At 67.6% G+C, this 18,276-nt stretch carries 13 protein-coding genes; 7 read left to right on the top strand and 6 right to left on the bottom strand.

Translation table 11 applies throughout. From position 1 onward, the window contains the following. Window positions 1-92: 92 nt before the first annotated feature. Together RAM80_RS00615 and RAM80_RS00610 are read right to left on the bottom strand one after the other, a co-directional pair. Window positions 93-1,037: a DUF4880 domain-containing protein gene (locus RAM80_RS00615; RefSeq protein ID WP_416424296.1), complete on the bottom strand. Its 945-nt coding sequence runs from the start codon at window positions 1,035-1,037 to the stop codon at window positions 93-95. Beyond that, entirely contained in the window at window positions 1,034-1,570 is a 537-nt protein-coding gene (locus RAM80_RS00610; RefSeq protein ID WP_416424295.1) for a sigma-70 family RNA polymerase sigma factor, read from the bottom strand. The genes RAM80_RS00615 and RAM80_RS00610 overlap by 4 nt, the downstream gene beginning before the upstream one ends. A 178-nt stretch (window positions 1,571-1,748) precedes the next feature. Between RAM80_RS00610 and RAM80_RS00605 the strand changes: the two genes are divergently transcribed. After that, the gene (locus RAM80_RS00605; RefSeq protein ID WP_416424294.1) at window positions 1,749-2,573 is read left to right on the top strand and encodes an SDR family oxidoreductase; all 825 of its coding nucleotides are present in this window, start codon (window positions 1,749-1,751) and stop codon (window positions 2,571-2,573) included. A 9-nt stretch (window positions 2,574-2,582) separates the two neighbouring features. On the opposite strand, the gene RAM80_RS00600 is transcribed toward RAM80_RS00605, so the two are convergent. Next, a complete protein-coding gene (locus RAM80_RS00600) occupies window positions 2,583-3,485 on the bottom strand; it encodes a LysR substrate-binding domain-containing protein (RefSeq protein ID WP_416427604.1) in 903 nt (300 codons plus the stop codon). A 298-nt stretch (window positions 3,486-3,783) separates the two neighbouring features. On the opposite strand from RAM80_RS00600, the gene RAM80_RS00595 reads away from it, so the two are divergent. From RAM80_RS00595 to RAM80_RS00580, 4 genes are all read left to right on the top strand, one after another. Then, a complete protein-coding gene (locus RAM80_RS00595) occupies window positions 3,784-4,923 on the top strand; it encodes an efflux RND transporter periplasmic adaptor subunit (RefSeq protein WP_416424293.1) in 1,140 nt (379 codons plus the stop codon). Window positions 4,924-4,926: 3 nt separating this feature from the next. Then, window positions 4,927-8,079, top strand: coding sequence for an efflux RND transporter permease subunit (locus RAM80_RS00590; protein ID WP_416424292.1), 3,153 nt, complete (start codon window positions 4,927-4,929; stop codon window positions 8,077-8,079). Next, complete coding sequence (adeC, locus tag RAM80_RS00585) at window positions 8,079-9,461, top strand: AdeC/AdeK/OprM family multidrug efflux complex outer membrane factor (protein ID WP_416424291.1); 1,383 nt, start codon at window positions 8,079-8,081, stop codon at window positions 9,459-9,461. The genes RAM80_RS00590 and adeC overlap by 1 nt, the downstream gene beginning before the upstream one ends. A gap of 63 nt (window positions 9,462-9,524) precedes the next feature. After that, complete coding sequence (locus tag RAM80_RS00580) at window positions 9,525-11,243, top strand: thiamine pyrophosphate-dependent enzyme (RefSeq protein WP_416424290.1); 1,719 nt, start codon at window positions 9,525-9,527, stop codon at window positions 11,241-11,243. Window positions 11,244-11,249: 6 nt separating this feature from the next. On the opposite strand, the gene RAM80_RS00575 is transcribed toward RAM80_RS00580, so the two are convergent. Together RAM80_RS00575 and RAM80_RS00570 are read right to left on the bottom strand one after the other, a co-directional pair. Next, the gene (locus tag RAM80_RS00575) at window positions 11,250-11,939 is read right to left on the bottom strand and encodes an LrgB family protein (RefSeq protein ID WP_416424289.1); all 690 of its coding nucleotides are present in this window, start codon (window positions 11,937-11,939) and stop codon (window positions 11,250-11,252) included. Beyond that, window positions 11,936-12,409 (bottom strand): CidA/LrgA family protein, encoded by a 474-nt coding sequence (locus tag RAM80_RS00570; protein ID WP_416424288.1) that lies wholly within the window; start codon window positions 12,407-12,409, stop codon window positions 11,936-11,938. Before RAM80_RS00570 ends, RAM80_RS00575 begins: the two co-directional genes overlap by 4 nt. 111 nt (window positions 12,410-12,520) lie before the next feature. On the opposite strand from RAM80_RS00570, the gene RAM80_RS00565 reads away from it, so the two are divergent. Beyond that, window positions 12,521-13,420 (top strand): LysR substrate-binding domain-containing protein, encoded by a 900-nt coding sequence (locus RAM80_RS00565; RefSeq protein WP_416424287.1) that lies wholly within the window; start codon window positions 12,521-12,523, stop codon window positions 13,418-13,420. Between the two features lie 167 nt (window positions 13,421-13,587). Then, complete coding sequence (locus RAM80_RS00560; protein ID WP_416424286.1) at window positions 13,588-16,650, top strand: CHASE domain-containing protein; 3,063 nt, start codon at window positions 13,588-13,590, stop codon at window positions 16,648-16,650. 41 nt (window positions 16,651-16,691) lie between these two features. Here the strand turns inward: RAM80_RS00560 and RAM80_RS00555 are convergent, their stop codons facing one another. After that, window positions 16,692-18,269 carry an aldehyde dehydrogenase (NADP(+)) gene (locus tag RAM80_RS00555; RefSeq protein WP_416424285.1) on the bottom strand — a complete coding sequence of 526 codons (1,578 nt, stop codon included), beginning with the start codon at window positions 18,267-18,269 and terminating at the stop codon, window positions 16,692-16,694. Window positions 18,270-18,276 lie beyond the last annotated feature (7 nt).

Genomic DNA, 18,276 nt, shown 5'->3' with positions numbered 1-18,276 from the left:
AGGTGAAATGGCGTGCTTTCCCTGACACCGAACGAGGCCCTCGAAAAGGGAACCGCGTGTTGAAAAAAAGTTTTCCCAGGCGCGCCCGTGGCTCAGGCGCGCGCCTCCAGGCTGACCCACCAGGGCAGCACGCGGCTGACCCGCACCGGCAAGGCGCTGGCCAGCGACGCCAGCGCACGGTCGGTATCACGAATGGAAAACGTCCCCACCACCGGCAGCTGCGCCACCCGTGGGTCGCAACCCAGGTAGCCATGGCGGTAGCGCGCCAGCTCTGCCACCACCTGCCCCAGCGGCGTGCCGTCGGCCACCATCACCCCGTTGACCCAGGCGCGGTGTGCCTCGTTGGCCGGCAGCAGTGGCCCCAGGCCCTGATGGCCGACGCGCAACTGCTGGCCCTGTTGCACGCGCTGGCTGCGGCCATTGCAGGCCACCTCTACCACGCCGGCGTACACGTCCAGGCACAGGCCGGCTTCGGCCAGGCGCAGGTTGAACAGCGCCTGCTGCGAGGTCAGTTCGGCCACCGGCGTGGTGATGCGGAAGGTGGCGCCCCGGCGCTGTTGGTCATCCAGCAGGATCTCGCCGCTGATCAGCTTGAGGCCGCCGTCGTGCTGCAGGTCCACGGCGCTCAGGGTGTTCAGCCACAGCTGCCCTCCCCCGGCCAGCGCCACGTGGCGGTGCTCGCCCGTGCGGGTAGCGTAATCGGCGAACCAACCGCTGCCGCCCGCGTCCAGCGTGCGCCAGCCCAGCCAGGACGCCAGCCCCAGGCCACCCAGCGACAGCAGCGTGCGCCGCCGGCTGATGCCGGCGCTGCCACCTGCCCGCAGCGCCGCCAGGGCGCCGTGTTTCTCGGCGCTGTCGCCGAACTGGCCAAAGCGCCCGCCCACCCGTTCCACCAGGCTCCAGGCGTGGCGGTGCTCGGGGTGCTGGTCATGCCAGTGGCGCCATTTGGCCTGGTCCTGCTCGCTGGCACGTTCCGAGCGCAGCAAGGCGTACCAGGCGGCGGCCTGCTGCAGCACCTGGTGCTGGGAATGGCTCATGGCGCCAGGCCCGCTTCCAGCAGCAGGCACTGGAACATCGCCTGGGCCATGTACTTCTTCACCATGCGCTCCGACACCTGCACCCGCGCGGCAATCTCGCGGTAGCCCAGGCCATACAGCTGGGCCAGCAGGAACGCCTCGCGCGCCTTGCCCGGCAGGCGCCGCAGCATGGCGTCGATTTCCTCCAGCGCCTCCAGCACCAGCGCGCGGTATTCCAGCGACGGCTCGACGAACTCCGGCTGCGCCGCCAGCGCCTCCAGCCACGCCCGTTCGATGCGCTGGCGTCGCCACTGGTCGATGCACAAGCCCCGCGCCACCGTGCACAGGAATGCCCGAGCATCGCCGCTGCCGGCGAACTGGCGCGGCTTGAGCAGCAGGCGCACGAAGGTGTCGTGGGTCAGGTCGGCGACGTCCGCGGCGTTGAAGGAATGGCCGAAACGCCGGCTCAGCCAGTGCTGCAGCCACCCGCCATGATCGACATAGAGGTGGCCGACGTCAGCGGCAGACGGGGCGCAAGGGCTTGGCGTGGACAAGGGCGGATCAACCAGGGGTGCGAATGAAGGTGCGGATAATAACCACTCTCATAAAAGCTGTCGACGGCTGCCTGGGCCTGCACTGCTGAATGGCGTTCACAAGGGTACGCGGCGCTGGCTATCTAATCGTCACGGGCCTGTCGCCCTATAGTGCCGGCACAACGTTCAGGAGGCAGTCATGACAGAAGTAACCGTGGTAATCGGCGCCGGATCCATCGGCCAGGCCATCGCCCGCCGCGTCAGCGCCGGCAAGCACGTGCTGTTGGCCGACCTGCGCCAGGCCAACGCCGACGCGGCGGCCAAGGTGCTGGCCGACGCCGGGTTTGCCGTGAGCACCGCGAGTGTCGACGTGGCCTCCCGGGCCTCGGTGCAAGCCCTGGTAGCCACCGCCGTGGCCATCGGCGACATCACCGGGGTGGTCCATGCCGCCGGCGTCTCCCCTTCCCAGGCGCCGCCGGCCACCATCCTGGCCGTGGACCTGTATGGCACCGCACTGGTGCTGGAGCTGTTCGGCGAGGTCATCGCCAAAGGCGGCAGCGCCGTCGTTATCGCCTCGCAGTCGGGCCACCGCCTGCCCGCGTTGTCCCAGGCGCAGAACCGAGCGCTGGCCCTGACCCCGACGGACGAGCTGCTGGCGTTGCCCATGCTGCAACCCGACCAGGTCACCGACCCGCTCAACGCCTACCAGCTGTCCAAGCGCGGCAACTCGCTGCGGGTGGCGGCCCAGGCCCTGCGCTGGGGCAAGCGCGGTGCGCGGGTCAATACCATCAGCCCGGGCATCATCTTCACTCCCCTGGCCCGGGACGAGCTCGACGGCCCGCGTGGCGCCGGCTACCGCGCCATGATCGCCGCCAGCCCGGCGCAGCGCGGCGGCACGCCCGACGAGGTGGGCGCGGTCGCGGCCTTGTTGATGGGCCCTGAAGGCACTTTCATCACCGGCAGCGACCTGCTCATGGACGGCGGGGTGACCGCGCACTATTGGTACGGAGACGCCGCCAATTAAGGCCGGCCCCTACCCTTGCGTACGCACCCAGTCGCGCGGCGCCTCGGCGAACAAGCGCAACGCCAGCGGCGGATGGCGGTTGGCCGGGTAGTAAAGGCAGGCGCCGGGGTAGTACGGGCCCCAGTCGGGCAGCACGTGCACCAGCCGCCCGTGCCGCAGGTGCTCCTCGACCTGCTGGCGCGGCAGCCAGGCGATGCCGATGCCCGCCAGCGCCGCCTCGGTCATCAGGTTGAGGTTGTCCATGGTCATGGGCCCGTCCACATCGAGACTGGCGCTGCGGCCCAGGTGCTCCAGGTCCCAGCGCAGCAGCGCGCCGCTGGCGAAGCGAAAGCGAATGCAGCGGTGGGCCTTGAGGTCTTCAGGGGCTTGGGGCGCCGGGTGCCGGGCCAGGTAATCGGGCGAGGCCACCGCAGCAAAACGCACGTCGGGGCCGAAGCGCACGGCGATCATGTCCTTGGGCACATCGTCAAACAGGCGGATGCCGGCGTCGAAGCCCTCGGCGACGATGTCCACCAGGCGGCTGTCGGCGGTGCACTCGATATGGATGTTGGGATGCGCTTCAAGGAACCGCGGCATCACGTGCCGCACCAATAACGTGAAGGACGATTCCGAGGCGCTGAGGCGAATGGACCCCGAGGGCGTGTTGCGTGCCGAGGTCACCTCGTTGACCGCGCCCTCCAGGTCGTCCAGCAGCGGCTGCACGCGCTGGAACAACTGCTCGCCGGCTTCGGTCAGGGCCACCGAGCGCGTGGTGCGGTTGAACAGCCGCAGCTCCAGCCGAGCCTCCAGGCCACGCATGGCATGGCTCAGCGCCGACGCCGAGACGCCCAGCGTGCGCGCCGCACCGCTGAAACTGCGTTGCTGGGCGATGGCCACGAATGCCGTCAACTCCGGGAGCCCTGTTCGAATCATCAGCGCCTGCGCCCACACCGTCCAATTGACCTGCAGTGTATCTGCCGCGCCGCTGATTGCGAAGGCGGCCATTGATGAGCACAGCTCACATCTTCATTCACGATATCGGCATTATTCAACTCAATACCCGCTGGTAACATGCGCCTCGACTGACAACGCCCCTCCCTGACATTGCGCGCCGCAACGGCGCCCGCTTGCCCCAACCACAACAAACACCGTTTTTTCCTTGCTGGTCCTGCCCAACTTTTTATTGCTCCTGACAGCGCTGCCTGCTGTCCGGGCCCGTTTCGAGGTTTACATGCAACTCAAACCAATAGCCCCCGCACTCGCCTCGGCGATTGCCATTGCCACGCTGCTCAGTGGCTGCAACAAGGAGCAGCCGGCTGCCGCCAAGGCCCAGGTGCCGGAAGTCGGGGTGGTGACGCTGCAGCCTGGCACCGTCAACCTGTCCCAGGACCTGCCGGGGCGCACCAGCGCCTACCGGGTCGCCGAGGTGCGGCCGCAGGTCGATGGCATCGTGCTCAAGCGCCTGTTCCAGGAAGGCAGCGACATCAAGGCAGGCCAGCAGCTGTACCAGATCGACCCGGCCACCTACGAGGCCACGCTGGCCAACGTCCAGGCCAGCCTTGAGCAGTACCGCTCGCTGGCCACCCGCTACCGTCAGCTGATCGACGAGCAGGCCGTCAGCAAGCAGGAATACGACAACGCCCGCGCCCAGCAGCTGCAGGCCGAGGCGCAGGTGCGCAGCGCCCAGATCAACCTGCGCTACACCAAGGTGCTGGCGCCCATCAGCGGGCGCATCGGGCGCTCCGAGGTGACCGAGGGCGCGCTGGTGGCCAACGGGCAAACCACCGCCCTGGCCACGATCCAGCAGCTGGACCCCATCTACGTCGACGTCACCCAGTCCTCGGCCGACATGCTCAAGCTGCGCCGGGCGCTGGACGCAGGCCAACTGCAAACCCAGGGCGGCACCAAGGCCAAGGTCAGCCTGACCCTGGAAGACGGCCGGCTCTACCCGCAACAAGGCACCCTGGAGTTCTCCGAAGTGTCGGTGGACCCCAGCACCGGCTCGGTGACCCTGCGCGCGGTCTTCCCCAACCCCGACCGCCTGTTGCTGCCGGGCATGTTCGTGCACGCGCAGATCCCTACCGGTACTGCGCAAAATGCCATTCTTGCCCCGCAACTGGGTATTACCCGCGACCTCAAGGGCCATTCCACCGCGCTGGTGGTGACCCCCGACAACAAGGTCGAGCTGCGCGAACTGACCGCCAACCGCACCATCGGCACCCAGCTGCTGGTGGAAAACGGCCTGAAGGCCGGCGACAAGGTCATCGTCGAAGGCCTGCAGTTCGTCAAGCCCGGCGCTGAAGTCGTGCCTCATGAAGTCAAGGCAACCCTGGTGTCCGACGCCAGCGCCCCTGACGCGAAAGCGGAGTAACTCATGTCCAAGTTTTTCATCGACCGGCCCATTTTCGCCTGGGTCCTGGCGCTGGTGATCATGCTGGTGGGTGGCCTGGCCATCCTCAAGCTGCCGATCAACCAGTACCCCAACATCGCCCCGCCGGCCATCGCCATCCAGGTCAGCTACCCCGGTGCCTCGGCGCAGACCGTGCAGGACACCGTGGTGCAGGTCATCGAGCAGCAGATGAACGGCATCGACCACCTGCGCTACATCTCCTCGGCCAGCAACGCCGACGGCAGCATGCAGATCATCGTCACCTTCGACCAGGGCACCAGCCCCGACATCGCCCAGGTGCAGGTGCAGAACAAGCTGAGCCTGGCCACCCCGCTGTTGCCCCAGGAGGTGCAGCAGCAAGGCCTGCGCGTGACCAAGTACCAGCAGAACTTCATGATGTTCGTGGGCCTGGTGTCCACCGACGGCAAGTCGAGCAAGGAAGACCTGGCCAACTACATCGTTTCCAACATGCAGGACCCGATCTCGCGCACCCCGGGCGTGGGTGACTTCCAGGTGTGGGGCACCCAGTACGCCATGCGCGTGTGGATCGACCCGGCCAAGCTCAACCAGTACCAGCTGACCCCGGTGGACGTGACCGAGGCCATCCAGGCGCAGAACGTGCAGATTTCCTCCGGCATGATCGGTGGCCTGCCGGCGGTGAAAGGCACGGTGTTTGACGCCACTATCATTGGCAAGACCCGCCTGCAAAGCGCCGAGCAGTTCAAGGAGATCCTGCTCAAGGTCAACCCCGACGGCTCGCAAGTGCGCCTGAAGGACGTCGCCACCCTGGGCCTGGGCGGTGAAAACTACAGCGTCAACGCCCAGTCCAACGGCGCCCCGGCTTCCGGTATCGCCATCCGCCTGGCCACCGGCGCCAACGCCCTGGACACCGCCAAGGCGATCCGCGCCACGGTGGACAAGCTCAAGCCGTTCTTCCCGCCGGGCGTGAAGGCGATCTACCCGTACGACACCACCCCGGTGGTCACCGAGTCGCTCAAGGGCGTGGCCCATACCCTGGGCGAGGCCATTGTGCTGGTGTTCCTGGTGATGCTGCTGTTCCTGCAGAACCTGCGCGCCACCATCATCACCACCCTGACCGTCCCCGTGGTGCTGCTGGGCACCTTCGGCATCCTCGCCGCCACCGGCTTCACCATCAACACCCTGACCATGTTCGGCATGATCCTGGCCATCGGCCTGCTGGTGGACGACGCCATCGTGGTGGTGGAAAACGTCGAACGGGTGATGGCCGAAGAGCACCTGTCGCCCAAGGAGGCGACGCGCAAGTCCATGCAGCAGATCCAGGGGGCACTGGTGGGCATCGCCCTGGTGCTGTCGGCGGTGTTGCTGCCCATGGCCTTCTTCGGTGGCTCCACCGGCGTGATCTACCGCCAGTTCTCCATCACCATCGTCTCGGCCATGGCCCTGTCGGTGTTCGTGGCGCTGGTGTTCACCCCGGCGCTGTGCGCCACCTTCCTCAAGCCCATTGACGAACACGCCCACGGCCAGCCCAAGCGCGGTTTCTTCGGCTGGTTCAACCGCCAGTTCGATGCGGCCACCGCCAGCTACGAGCGCGGCGTGGGAAGTGTCATCCGCCACAAAATGCCGGCCTTCATGGCCTACGCGCTGCTGGTGGTGGGCATGATGTGGATGTTCACCCGCATCCCCACCTCGTTCCTGCCCGAGGAAGACCAGGGCGTGATCTTCACCCAGGTGCAGACCCCGCCCAACACCTCCGCCGAGCAGACCCAGAAGGTGCTCGACCGCATGTCCAGTTACTTGCTGGACAAGGAGCACGGCGAGGGCAACGCCGTCAGTTCGGTGTTCACCGTCAACGGCTTCAACTTTGCCGGCCGTGGCCAGAACTCGGGCATCGCCTTCGTGCTGCTCAAGCCGTGGGACGAACGCAACGCCGACAACTCGGTGTTCAAGATTGCCGCACGCGCGCAACAGGAGTTCTTCAAGTACCGCGACGCCCTGGTGTACGCCGTGGTGCCGCCTTCGGTGCTGGAACTGGGCAACGCCACCGGCTTCGACTTCTACCTGCAGGACGAGGCCGGCGTCGGCCACGCCAAGCTGATGGAAGCGCGGAACAAATTCCTGGAGCTGGCGGCCAAGAGCCCGATTCTCGCCGGCGTGCGCCCCAACGGCCTGCCCGACGAGCCGCAGTACCACCTGACCATCGACGACGAACGCGCTCGTGCCCTGGGCCTGTCGCTGACAGACATCAACACCACCTTGTCGGTGGCCTACGGCAGCAGCTACGTCAATGACTTCATCGACCGTGGCCGGGTGAAGAAGGTGTACGTGCAGGGCCAGCCCGACTCGCGCATGCACGCCGAAGACCTGGACAAGTGGTTTGTGCGCAACAGCAGCGGGCAGATGGTGCCGTTCTCGGCGTTCGCCACTGGCCAGTGGGTGTACGGCTCGCCCAAGCTCGAGCGCTACAACGGCGTGTCTTCCACCGAAATCCTCGGCGCCCCGGCCCCTGGCCACAGCTCCGGCGAAGCCATGGCCGAGGTCGAGCGCATCGCCCAGCAACTGCCGTCGGGCGTGGACATCTCGTTCACCGGCCTGTCCTACGAGGAACGCCTGTCCGGCTCCCAGGCGCCCGCCCTGTACGCCATCTCGATCCTGGTGGTGTTCCTGTGCCTGGCGGCGCTGTATGAAAGCTGGTCGATTCCCATCGCGGTCATTCTCGTGGTGCCGTTGGGCGTGATCGGTGCGCTGGTGGCCACCAGCCTGCGCGGCCTGTCCAACGACGTGTTCTTCCAGGTCGGCTTGCTGGTCACCGTGGGCCTGGCGGCGAAGAACGCCATTCTTATCGTCGAGTTCGCCAAGGAGTTGCACGAGCAAGGCCTGAGCCTGTTCGAGGCAGCCACCCAGGCCTGCCGGATGCGCCTGCGGCCGATCGTCATGACGTCCCTGGCGTTCATCCTCGGCGTGGTGCCGCTGACCATTTCCACTGGCGCCGGCTCGGGCAGCCAGCATGCCATCGGTACGGGCGTCATCGGCGGCATGATCACCGCGACGCTGCTGGCGGTGTTCTGGGTGCCGCTGTTCTTCGTCAGCGTATCGACGCTGTTCAAGGGCGCGCGCAAGGACAAGCCCGCCGCCTCCATCGAGAGTGAGACTGCCTGATGAGAAAGACCCTGATTGCCCTGGCGGTGGCCGTGACCGTGCTCGACGGCTGCTCGCTGATTCCTGCGTACCAGCGCCCGGCGCCGCCGGTGCCAGCGCAGTACCCCCAGGGGGCCGCGGCTGCCGCGGCCGCCCCGCAAGGCTGGCGCAGCTTCTTCCACGACCCGGCGTTGCGCCTGCTGGTGCAGCGCGCCGTGGACAACAACCGCGACCTCAAGGTGGCGGTCCTCAACGTCGAGGCCTACCGCGCCCAGTACCGCATCCAGCGCGCCGACCTGCTGCCGGCGGTCAGCGCCAACGCCACGGCGACCCGCGCGCGCACCCCGGCCGACCTGTCCCAGAGCGGCGCGACCAGCGTCGCCGGCCAGTACGGGGTGAACCTGGGCGTCAGCGCCTATGAGCTGGACCTGTTCGGCCGCGTGCGCAGCCTGAGTGACGCGGCCCTGCAGACCTATTTCGCCCAGGATCAGGCCCGCCGCGCCGCGCAGATCAGCCTGGTGGCCAGCGTGGCCAACGCCTACCTGACCTGGCAGGCCGACCGCGAGCTGCTGGGGCTAACCCAGGACACGCTGGCCGCCTACGAGCAAAGCCTGCACCTGACCCGGCGCAGCAGTGACACCGGCGTGGCCTCGGCGCTGGACGTGGCCCAGGCGCGCACTGCGGTGGAAAGCGCCCGGGCCAGCCTGGCCACTTACCAGCGCCAGGTGGCCGAGGACGAGAACGCCCTGGTGTTGCTGCTGGGCGCGCCATTGCCGGCCGACCTGCCAGCGCCGCAGCCACTGGCCGCCAACCAGCTGGAAGAGGTGCCCGCAGGGCTGCCGTCGGACCTGCTGGCCCGCCGCCCCGACGTGCTACAGGCGGAATACGCGCTCAAGGCCGCGAACGCCGACATCGGCGCAGCGCGGGCGGCGTTCTTCCCCAGCATCAGCCTGACCGCCAGCGCCGGCACCGCCAGTGCCAGCCTGGGCGGGCTGTTCAAGGGCGGCGCCGGGGCCTGGACGTTCGCGCCCGCCATCAACCTGCCGATCTTCAACGCTGGCGCGCTCAAGGCAAGCCTGGACTACGCCAAGCTGCAGAAGGACATCGGCGTCGCCACCTACGAAAAAGCCATCCAGACCGCGTTCCGCGAGGTCGCCGACGGGCTGGCGGCGCGGCAAACCTACCAGCAACAGCTGCAGGCGCAGCAGGACCTGGTGGCCGCCAGCCAGGCCTACTACCACCTGGCAGACCGGCGCTACCGCATCGGCGTCGACAGCCACCTGACCCTTCTGGATGCCCAGCGCTCGCTGTTCAGCAACCAGCAGGCGCTGATCAGCGACCGGTTGGCGCAGTTGCAGGCCCAGGTCAACCTGTACCGTGCCCTGGGCGGCGGCATGGGCTAAAACCTGAACTCCCCGGCGGGGCATGGTGACTAACCTGCTGTGCCCCTAAACCGAGGAAACCCCATGCCCAGCAAAAAAGTCGCCGACGTGGTCATCGAAACACTCCAGGCCGCCGGGGTCCGCCACTGTTACGGGATTGTCGGCGATACCCTCAACCACGTCACCGATGCCATTCACCGCAGCGACATCCAGTGGGTGCACATGCGCCACGAGGAGGTCGCCGCCTTCGCCGCCGGCGCCGAGTCGTTCATCAGCGGGCGGCTCACTGCTTGTGCTGGTTCGTGCGGGCCTGGCGGGCTGCATTTCATCAACGGCGTGTTCGAGGCCCAGCGCAACGGCGCGCCGATGGTGCTGATCGCCAGCCAGGTGATCACCAGTGAGCTGGGCATGGATTTCCCCCAGGAGGTGGATTTCAAGGCTATTTATGGCCCCTGCACGGTGTTCTGCGAGCAGGTCTACACGCCCGGCCAGGCCCGGCGGGTCACCGCCCTCGCCGCCCAGACCGCGCTGAACGAAGGCGGCGTGGCGGTGATCATCCTGCCGTCGGACATCAGCATGGCCGAGGTCAAGGATGACCTGCCCTTCGCCGCGCATCACCCCCGCCCGCTGAGCCAGCCCAACCCCGACGAGCTGGCGCAGGTGGCGGCGTTGCTGGCCGCCGGCAAGAAGGTCTCCATCTATGCCGGGTTCGGCTGCGCCGGTGCCCACGACGAGCTGCTGGAGCTGGCGCGGCTGCTCAAGGCGCCCATTGCCCACACCTCGCGGGCCAAGGATTTCGTCGAGTACGGCAACCCCTACAACATGGGCATGACCGGCGTGTTCGGCGTCGAGTCGGGCTACCACGCCATGATGGAGTGCGACACGCTGCTGTTGCTGGGGGCCGACTTTGCCTGGAAGCAGTTCTACCCGCAGAAGGCCAAGGTCATCCAGGTGGACCGCAAGGGCGCGCACCTGGGCCGCCGCCACCCGGTGGACCTGGGCGTGGTGGGCGATGTGCTGCCGACCTTGCGCGCGCTGCTGCCGCTGATTAAGGAAAAAACCACCGTGGCCTGGCTGGAAGAATGCCTCAAGCATCGCCAGGACACTTTGAAGACCTTGGCCCACGACCAGCGCCACACCGACGGCGAACTGATTCACCCGCAGTACCTGACCCACCTGCTGGACACGCACGCCAGCAGCGACGCGCTGTTCACCGCCGACGGCGGCTCGCCCATGGTGTGGGTGCTGCGCCATATCAACGTCAACGGCGCCCGGCGCACGCTCACCAGCCTGCGCCACGGCACCATGGCCAACGCCATGCCCCAGGCGCTGGGCCTGCAGAAGGCCTACCCGGACCGCCAGGTCATCTCGCTGTCGGGCGATGGCGGCCTGGCCATGCTGCTGGGGGATTTGCTCACTGCGGTGCAGGAAAAGCTACCCATCAAGGTGGTGGTGTACAACAACGCCTCGCTGAACTTCGTGCAGATCGAGCAAAAGGTCGAGGGCCTGCTGGACAACTACACCGACCTGCACAACCCCGACTTTGCCGAAGTGGCGCGGGCCATGGGGCTGTGGGGGCGGCAGGTCAGCGAGGGCGCCGAGCTCGAGGAGGCCGTGCAGGCATTCCTGGCCCAGCCAGGGCCGGCGCTGCTGGACGTCAAGGTCAACCCCGAGGAGCTGGTGATGCCGGCCAAGGTCGAGTTCGCCCAGGTGGCCGGCATGGCGCTGTACTCGGCCAAGGCGGTGCTGGGCGGGCGTGGCGGGGATGTGAAGGACCTGCTGGTGAACAACTTCCTCAAGTGAGGGCCGTCAGCCCAGCAGCATCGCGATCGCCGGTGCCAGCACCACGGTCAGCACGCCGCTGAAGATCATCGTCAGGCTGGCCACCGCGCCCTCCTCCGGGCCCACGGCGCGGGCGATGCTCAAGCCAAAGCCATGGGCTGCCGCGCCAAACGGCGCGCCCCTGGCCACCCGCGAGCGCAGCGGCAGCAGCGTCAGAATCATCTCGCCCAGCACAATCCCGAACAGCCCGGTGATGATCACGAACAGCCCGGTCAGCTGCGCCGTGCCACCCAGGTGCGCCGAGGCCTCTACCGCAAACGGCGTGGACACCGAGCGGGCCAGCAGGCTGCGGGCGATGTGACTGTCGATGTGCAGCGCCTTGACCAGCAGTTCGGTGGTGGCGATGGACACCACGATGCCCGCCACGCTGCCCAGGCACAGGGCCAGCCAGTATTTCTGGATCAGCCGCCGTTGCTGGTAGATCGGCAAAGCGAAGGCCACGGTGGCAGGGCCTAGCAGCCACACCAGCCAATGGGCGTCCTGGAAGTACAGCGGGTACGGCGTGGCGGTGACCTGCACCAGCACGATCAACAGCAGCGAGGTGACGATGGCGGGCATCAGCCACACGCGCTTGTAGCGCTTGTAGACCGCCTGGTTGGCATAGAACAACCCCACGGTCACCAGCAGGAACAGCAGCGAGATCAGCGACGCGCTCATTGTGCCAACTCCTGTGGGCCGGCCACCGGGCGCTTGCCGCGCTGTGCGGTCAGGCGCTGCAACTGGCGTTTGCGGGTCCAGGCGCACAGCCACTCGACGGTGAAGGCCGTGGTTACCAGCACCGAGACGAAGCCCACGCCGATGGCGACCATCAGCTTCAGGCCTTCGCTTTCGAACAGGCTGGTGTACTGCACCACCGACACCACCAGTGGAATGAAGTACAGCAGCATGTTGGCCAGCAACAGCTCGCCGCCCTGCTCGAACAGGGTCGGCTTGACCACCCCGCTCAGCAGCAGCGCCACCAGCACCAGCAGCCCGAGGATGCCGCCGGAAATGGGCAGGTGCGCCAGTGTGGCAACCCGGTCGGCCAGGGACCAGACCAGTATCAGCAGCAGGATCTGGCCGATGATTTGCAGCCAGCGCAGCGCGGTCCGCGAGGGACGTGAGGGAGTAAGGGGGCGGGTCGACATGGGGCGTTCCAGGGTGCAATGAACCAGGTGAAGTGACGCCATGCTAGCCAGTTGACCTTGAAAGATATAATGAATTAACTTCATCAAAATCATGCCAATCTGGAATGCACCATGGACATCCGTGCCCTGCGCTATTACGTGGAAGTGGTCGACCAGCAGAGCTTCACCCGCGCCGCCACGCGCCTGCACGTCACCCAGCCGACGGTGAGCAAGATGGTCCAGCAGCTGGAGCAGAGCTTTGGCGTGGCCCTGCTGGCCCGCGACGGCAAGCGCTTCCAGGTCACCGATGCCGGACTGGTGGTGTTGCAACGGGCCCGCGAGATCATCGCCCTGCACGACGCCATGAAGGTGGAAGTGCGCGACCTGCAGCAGATCGAGCGCGGCGTGCTGCGCATGGGCCTGTCGCCCTTCACCCACACGGTGTTGGCGCCGGTGCTGGCGGCGTACCACGCCAACCACCCGAAAATCGAGCTGAAGCTGTTCGAGATTGGCAGCAACGCCACGGTCGCCGACCTGCGCGACGGCGCCCTGGAGCTGGGCACTTTGCTGGACTTTCCGCGGGTGGCCGACATCTGGGCCGAATTCGACTCGCTGCCGCTGTTCGAGTCGCCCTTGTGCCTGCTGGCCCCGGCGCAGTCCGTGTGGCAGGGCCGCGACTTCGTCGAACTGCGCGAGCTGGCCGACTGCGACTTCATCTTCTACGGCGATGCCTTCGCCCTCAATGACCTGGTCACCGACGCCTGCGCCGAGGCCGGTTTCGTGCCGCGCATCAGCGGCCGCAGCGGCCAGTGGGACTTCATCGCCTCGCTGGTGGGCCTGGGCGTGGGCATCGCGCTGCTGCCGCAGATGTACTGCCAGACCCTGCGCCCCGAGCAATTCACCATCGTGCCGGTGCGCTCGCCGGCGCTGATCTGGAAGCTGGTGCTGGCGTGGCGGCGCAACGGCCAGCTGTCGTTTGCGGCCCAGGCGTGGCTGCAGCTCGCCAGAACCCTGCTGTCCCAGCGCGCCTGACGCGGCCTGTGGGAGCTGGCTTGCCAGCGAGCTGTTGGGGCCAGAAAAGCTCGCTGGCAAGCCAGCTCCCACAAAGACAATGCCGAAGTCTGCGTCCGCCACCCTGACGCGGCCTGCCGGCCGCTGCTACATTGTTAACAACGATTGCAGCCACCCAAGGGTCTACGATGGCCGCAGAGATTACCGCCGCCAGGCTGCGGAGCAACCCCGGCTGGGCCATTGCCGCCCTGGCGCTGGGGCTGGTGCTCACGGGACTGGCGGTATGGCAGCGCCTGGACACCAACCAGCAGGAACTCGACGAAGCCGTCGCCCAGCAGGCCAACCAGATTGCCGACCGGGTGGTGGAGCGCCTGACCTTGTACCAGTACGGCCTGCGCTCCCTGCGCGGGCTGTGGCACACCGTGGGCGTCGATAGCCTCAGCCCCGCGCAGTTCGCCACCTACAACGCCACCCGCAACGTGGTGCTGGAGTTCCCCGGCGCGCTGAGCTTCGGCATCGTGCGCAAGATCTCCGCCGCCCAGGTCGCCAACTTTACCCAACAGGCCGTGCAGGAAGGCGAAACCGCGTTCACCGTGCACGGCTTCGCCCCTCACGACGGCGATGTCTACGTGATCCGCTACGTGCAGCCGCCCGGCCCGCGCAACATTGCCCAGGGCCTGGACATTGCCTCCGAGCCCAACCGTCGCAAGGCCGCCGACGCCGCCTTGCTCACCGGCGAGCCGCAGCTTACCGGCCCCGTCACTCTGGTGCAGAGCGAGGGCGAGGTACGCCGTGGCTTCCTGATGGTGATGCCGGTGTACCAGACGCCCACCCCGCCTGACGGCTATGCCCAGCGCACCGCGCAGGGCATCGGCTGGACCTACGTGTCGCTGTTGATCAAGGACGTGCTCAAGGACCTGAACTGGCACAGCGCCGGCACCCAGCTGGAAATCGCCGACATCACCGATACCTCGGCGGCCCCGCCCTTCTACGTGCAGGCACGCAGCCCCGAGGATGCAAAGGCCGTGGCCAGCTCCAGCATCGAACGGCAACTGTTCGGCCGCACCTGGCACATCACCCTCACGGTGTTCCCACCGTTCGTCCGCCAGCTGCACCCTACCCCGCCCGGGCTGATCCTGGCCCTGGGCCTGCTCAGCAGCCTGCTGCTGGCCCTGGTGGTGCAACTGCTGCGCCAGCGCCTGCTGCGCGACATCACCGAGCAGAAAGCCCACCACGCCAAGACGCAGCAACTGGCCCAGGTGCTGGAAAGCGAGGTCAACCAACGCACCCAAGCGCTGCAGAGCCTGGACCTGCTGCTGAAAAACATCCTCGACGCCGCCACCGGCGTGTCGATCATTGCCACCGACCCCAACCGCATCATCCGCGTGTTCAACCGCGGCGCCGAGCGCATGCTGGGCTACAGCGCCGAGGAAGTCATCGGCCGCTTCACCCCGGAGCTGATGCACGACCCCGACGAGTTGCGCGCCCAGAACCAGCAGATGGCCGCCCGCTACGGCGGCGAGTTCAGCGGCATCGACGGCTACGTCGCGCAAACCCGCAACCAGGCCGAGCCGTCGGTGTTCCAGTGCCATTACCGGCGCAAGGACGGCAGCTACCTGCTGGTGCACCTGGTAGTGACGGTGATGCGCGACCACGCCCAGGCCATCACCGGCTACCTGGGCTTCGCCATCGACGTCAGCGCCCAGCGCGAGCTGGAAATCAACCTGCAGAAGGCCAAGGTCGAGGCCGACAAGGCCAACATGGCCAAGTCCGCGTTCCTGGCCAGCATGAGCCACGAGATCCGCACGCCCATGAACGCCGTGCTGGGCATGCTGCAACTGGCCGCGCAGTCGGGCCTGAACGCCGACCAGCAGGACTTCGTCAGCCGCGCCCAGACCGCCGCCACGCTGTTGCTGGGGCTGCTCAATGACATCCTCGACTATTCCAAGATCGAGGCCGGCAAGCTGCAGGTCGACGAACACCCGTTCAACCTCGAAGAGCTGCTGCGCGACCTGGGCGTGGTGCTGTCCGGCAACCAGCCGCACAACGACGTCGAGCTGATGTTCGACATCGACCCGCAACTGCCCCTGGGCCTGATCGGCGATAGCCTGCGCCTGCAACAGGTGCTGATCAACCTGGCGGGCAACGCGCTGAAATTCACCTCGGCCGGCCAGGTGGTCATCAGCGTGCGCCAGGTGCGCTGCAGCGCCAGCCGCGTGGGCATCGAGTTCGCCGTGGCCGACAGCGGCATCGGCATGGACGCCGAACAGTTGGCGCGGATTTTCCAGGCGTTCAGCCAGGGCGATGCCTCCACGGCGCGCAAGTTCGGCGGTTCGGGGTTGGGGCTGTTGATCTGCAAACGGCTTACTGACCTGATGGGCAGCGACCTGCGGGTGGACAGCGAACCGGGCCTGGGCAGCCGCTTCTGGTTCGAACTGGGCCTGGCCATCGACCCGGCGCAACAGTCCGCCAGCCCGTTGCCGCCGTTGCAGGTGCTGCTGGTCGACGACAACCCCCTGGCCGGCGCCCTGCTCAAGCGCAACCTGGAAGGCCTGGGCTGGGCGGCCGAGCGCATCACCCGCCTGGACCAGGGGTTCACCCAGGCATTCGATGTGCTGGTGGTGGATTGGCGCCTGCTGGAGGCGCAGCCGCCCCCGGCGTTGGGCCCGCTGAAGGCCATCGAACAGCTGGTGGTGCTGGTGACCGCCTTCAGCCGCGACGCCGCCACCCAGGCCTTGCACGGCGCCGGGCTGCGGCCACCGCTGTTGCTGACCAAACCCCTGACCCCGCGCCAGCTGGCCAGGCACCTGGCCGACCTGCGCCCGGCGCCCAGCCAGCCCCCGGCAAAACCCGCCGCCGCCCCTGCCCGGCCCAAACGCCTGGCCGGCCTGCGGCTGCTGCTGGTGGAAGACAACGCGGTAAACCAGATGGTCGCCGCCGGCCTGCTCAAGGCCGAGGGCGCCAGCGTCGACCTGGCCGACTGCGGCATGGCCGGGGTGGAGCGCGCCTTGCACGCCCAGCCGCCCTACGACCTGGTGCTGATGGACCTGCGCATGCCCGACATCGACGGCCAGGAAGCCACCCGCCGCATCCGCCAGGCCATCCCGGCCGACCAGCTGCCCATCGTCGCCATGACCGCCAACGTCTCCGAGCAAGACCGCGAACAGTGCCTGGCGGCGGGGATGAATGAACATGTGGGTAAGCCGATCAATCTGGAGCGGTTGGTGGAAGTTATCCGCAGGTTCCGTTAACCCCCCCCGAACGCAGCCTGTAGCAGCGGCCGCAGGCCGCGTCACGCCCCGCCGCGCAACTGACCGTTCACCAAACGCCGAATGCCCAAGGGGTTGCCATCCTTCAACGCATCGGGCAGCAGATGGTCCGGGTAGTTCTGGTAGCACACCGGCCGCAGGAAGCGATCGATCGCCGCCGTGCCTACCGAGGTACCGCGCGCATCCGAAGTTGCCGGATACGGCCCGCCATGCACCATGGCATCACACACCTCGACGCCCGTGGGGTAACCGTTGATCAACAGCCGCCCAGCCTTCTGCTCCAGCACCGGCACCAGCGCCGCGAACCTGTGCAGGTCTTCGGGCTCGGCAATCAACGTGGCCGTCAACTGCCCCTGCAACTGGCCAAGCGCCTGGGCCAGTTGTGCCTCGTCCGCCACGTCCAGCACCACCGTGGCCGGGCCGAACACCTCTTCCTGCAGCACCGGGTCCTGGTTCAGCAACAACGCCACGTCGGCCTTGAACAGCCGCGGCCCGGCCTGGCGCCCGGCCTGCGGCGCGCCTGCCAGCAGGGTTACCCCGGGCGTGCCCGTGAGCCGCTCGACGCCGTGACGGTAGCTGTCCAGGCCGCCGGCGTTGAGCAGGGTCTGCGGCGCTTGCTCGGAAAAGAACTGCGCCAGCGCCGTGGTGAAGGCGCTAAACGCCGGGGAGCGGATACCCACCACCAGGCCGGGGCTGGTGCAGAACTGCCCTGCGCCCAGCATCACCGAGGCGCCCAGTTCCCGGGCGATGCTTGCGCCCCGCGCTGCCAAGGCCTGGGGCAACAGCACCACCGGGTTGATGCTCGACATCTCGGCGAACACCGGGATAGGTTGCGGGCGCGCCGCCGCCATGTCGCACAGGGCGCGGCCGCCGGCCAGCGAACCGGTGAAACCAACGGCCTGAATGGCCGGGTGCTTGACCAGCGCCGCGCCCACGCCAGCGCCATAGATCATGTTGAACACCCCCGCCGGCATGCCGGTGCCTTCAGCGGCGCGCGTAATGGCCAGGGCCACGCACTCGGCGGTCGCCATGTGCCCGCCGTGGGCCTTGAACACCACCGGGCAGCCAGCGGCCAGCGCCGCCGCGGTATCGCCGCCTGCGGTGGAGAACGCCAAGGGGAAGTTGCTGGCCCCGAACACCGCCACCGGGCCCACGCCCAGGCGGCACTGGCGCAGGTCCACGCGCGGCAACGGTTGGCGCTCGGGCATCGCGTGGTCGATGCGCGCGCCATAAAAGTCGCCACGCCGCAGCACACTGGCAAACAGCCGCAACTGGCCGCTGGTGCGCGCGCGTTCGCCCTGGATACGCGCGGCCGGCAGTGCGGTCTCGCGGCCCACCAGGGCAATGAAGTCCTCGCCCAGGGCATCCAGTTCGCTGGCAATAGCGTCGAGGAACTGCGCGCGGCGCTCGGCCGGCAACTGCCGGTAAGGCGTGAAGGCGGCCGCAGCGGCTAGCGCAGCGGCGTCTACCTCGGCTTCGGTGCTCTGGAAAAAACGGTAAGGCAACGGCTCGCCGGTGTGGGCGTCCAGGCTCTGCAGCAGCGTATTGCCCTGCTGGCTGCGCTGGCCGCCGATAAAGCTGTGGCCGGTCATCTGGGTCATGGTGCGG

The sequence above is a fragment of the Pseudomonas sp. App30 genome, from assembly GCF_047947025.1.
Classification (GTDB): Bacteria; Pseudomonadota; Gammaproteobacteria; order Pseudomonadales; family Pseudomonadaceae; genus Aquipseudomonas.
The sequence above is the reverse complement of the archived record's forward strand: the minus strand, read 5'-3'. Positions and strand labels throughout refer to the sequence as shown.

What these genes read in the sequence shown, in the direction of transcription:
- RAM80_RS00555 (WP_416424285.1), bottom strand. Translation starts at nt 18,269, where the DNA reads ATGACCCAGATGACCGGCCACAGCTTTATCGGCGGCCAGCGCAGCCAG.
- RAM80_RS00565 (WP_416424287.1), top strand. Translation starts at nt 12,521, where the DNA reads ATGGACATCCGTGCCCTGCGCTATTACGTGGAAGTGGTCGACCAGCAG.
- RAM80_RS00595 (WP_416424293.1), top strand. Translation starts at nt 3,784, where the DNA reads ATGCAACTCAAACCAATAGCCCCCGCACTCGCCTCGGCGATTGCCATT.
- RAM80_RS00590 (WP_416424292.1), top strand. Translation starts at nt 4,927, where the DNA reads ATGTCCAAGTTTTTCATCGACCGGCCCATTTTCGCCTGGGTCCTGGCG.
- RAM80_RS00575 (WP_416424289.1), bottom strand. Translation starts at nt 11,939, where the DNA reads ATGAGCGCGTCGCTGATCTCGCTGCTGTTCCTGCTGGTGACCGTGGGG.
- RAM80_RS00615 (WP_416424296.1), bottom strand. Translation starts at nt 1,037, where the DNA reads ATGAGCCATTCCCAGCACCAGGTGCTGCAGCAGGCCGCCGCCTGGTAC.
- RAM80_RS00605 (WP_416424294.1), top strand. Translation starts at nt 1,749, where the DNA reads ATGACAGAAGTAACCGTGGTAATCGGCGCCGGATCCATCGGCCAGGCC.
- RAM80_RS00560 (WP_416424286.1), top strand. Translation starts at nt 13,588, where the DNA reads ATGGCCGCAGAGATTACCGCCGCCAGGCTGCGGAGCAACCCCGGCTGG.
- RAM80_RS00580 (WP_416424290.1), top strand. Translation starts at nt 9,525, where the DNA reads ATGCCCAGCAAAAAAGTCGCCGACGTGGTCATCGAAACACTCCAGGCC.
- RAM80_RS00600 (WP_416427604.1), bottom strand. Translation starts at nt 3,485, where the DNA reads ATGATTCGAACAGGGCTCCCGGAGTTGACGGCATTCGTGGCCATCGCC.
- RAM80_RS00570 (WP_416424288.1), bottom strand. Translation starts at nt 12,409, where the DNA reads ATGTCGACCCGCCCCCTTACTCCCTCACGTCCCTCGCGGACCGCGCTG.
- adeC (WP_416424291.1), top strand. Translation starts at nt 8,079, where the DNA reads ATGAGAAAGACCCTGATTGCCCTGGCGGTGGCCGTGACCGTGCTCGAC.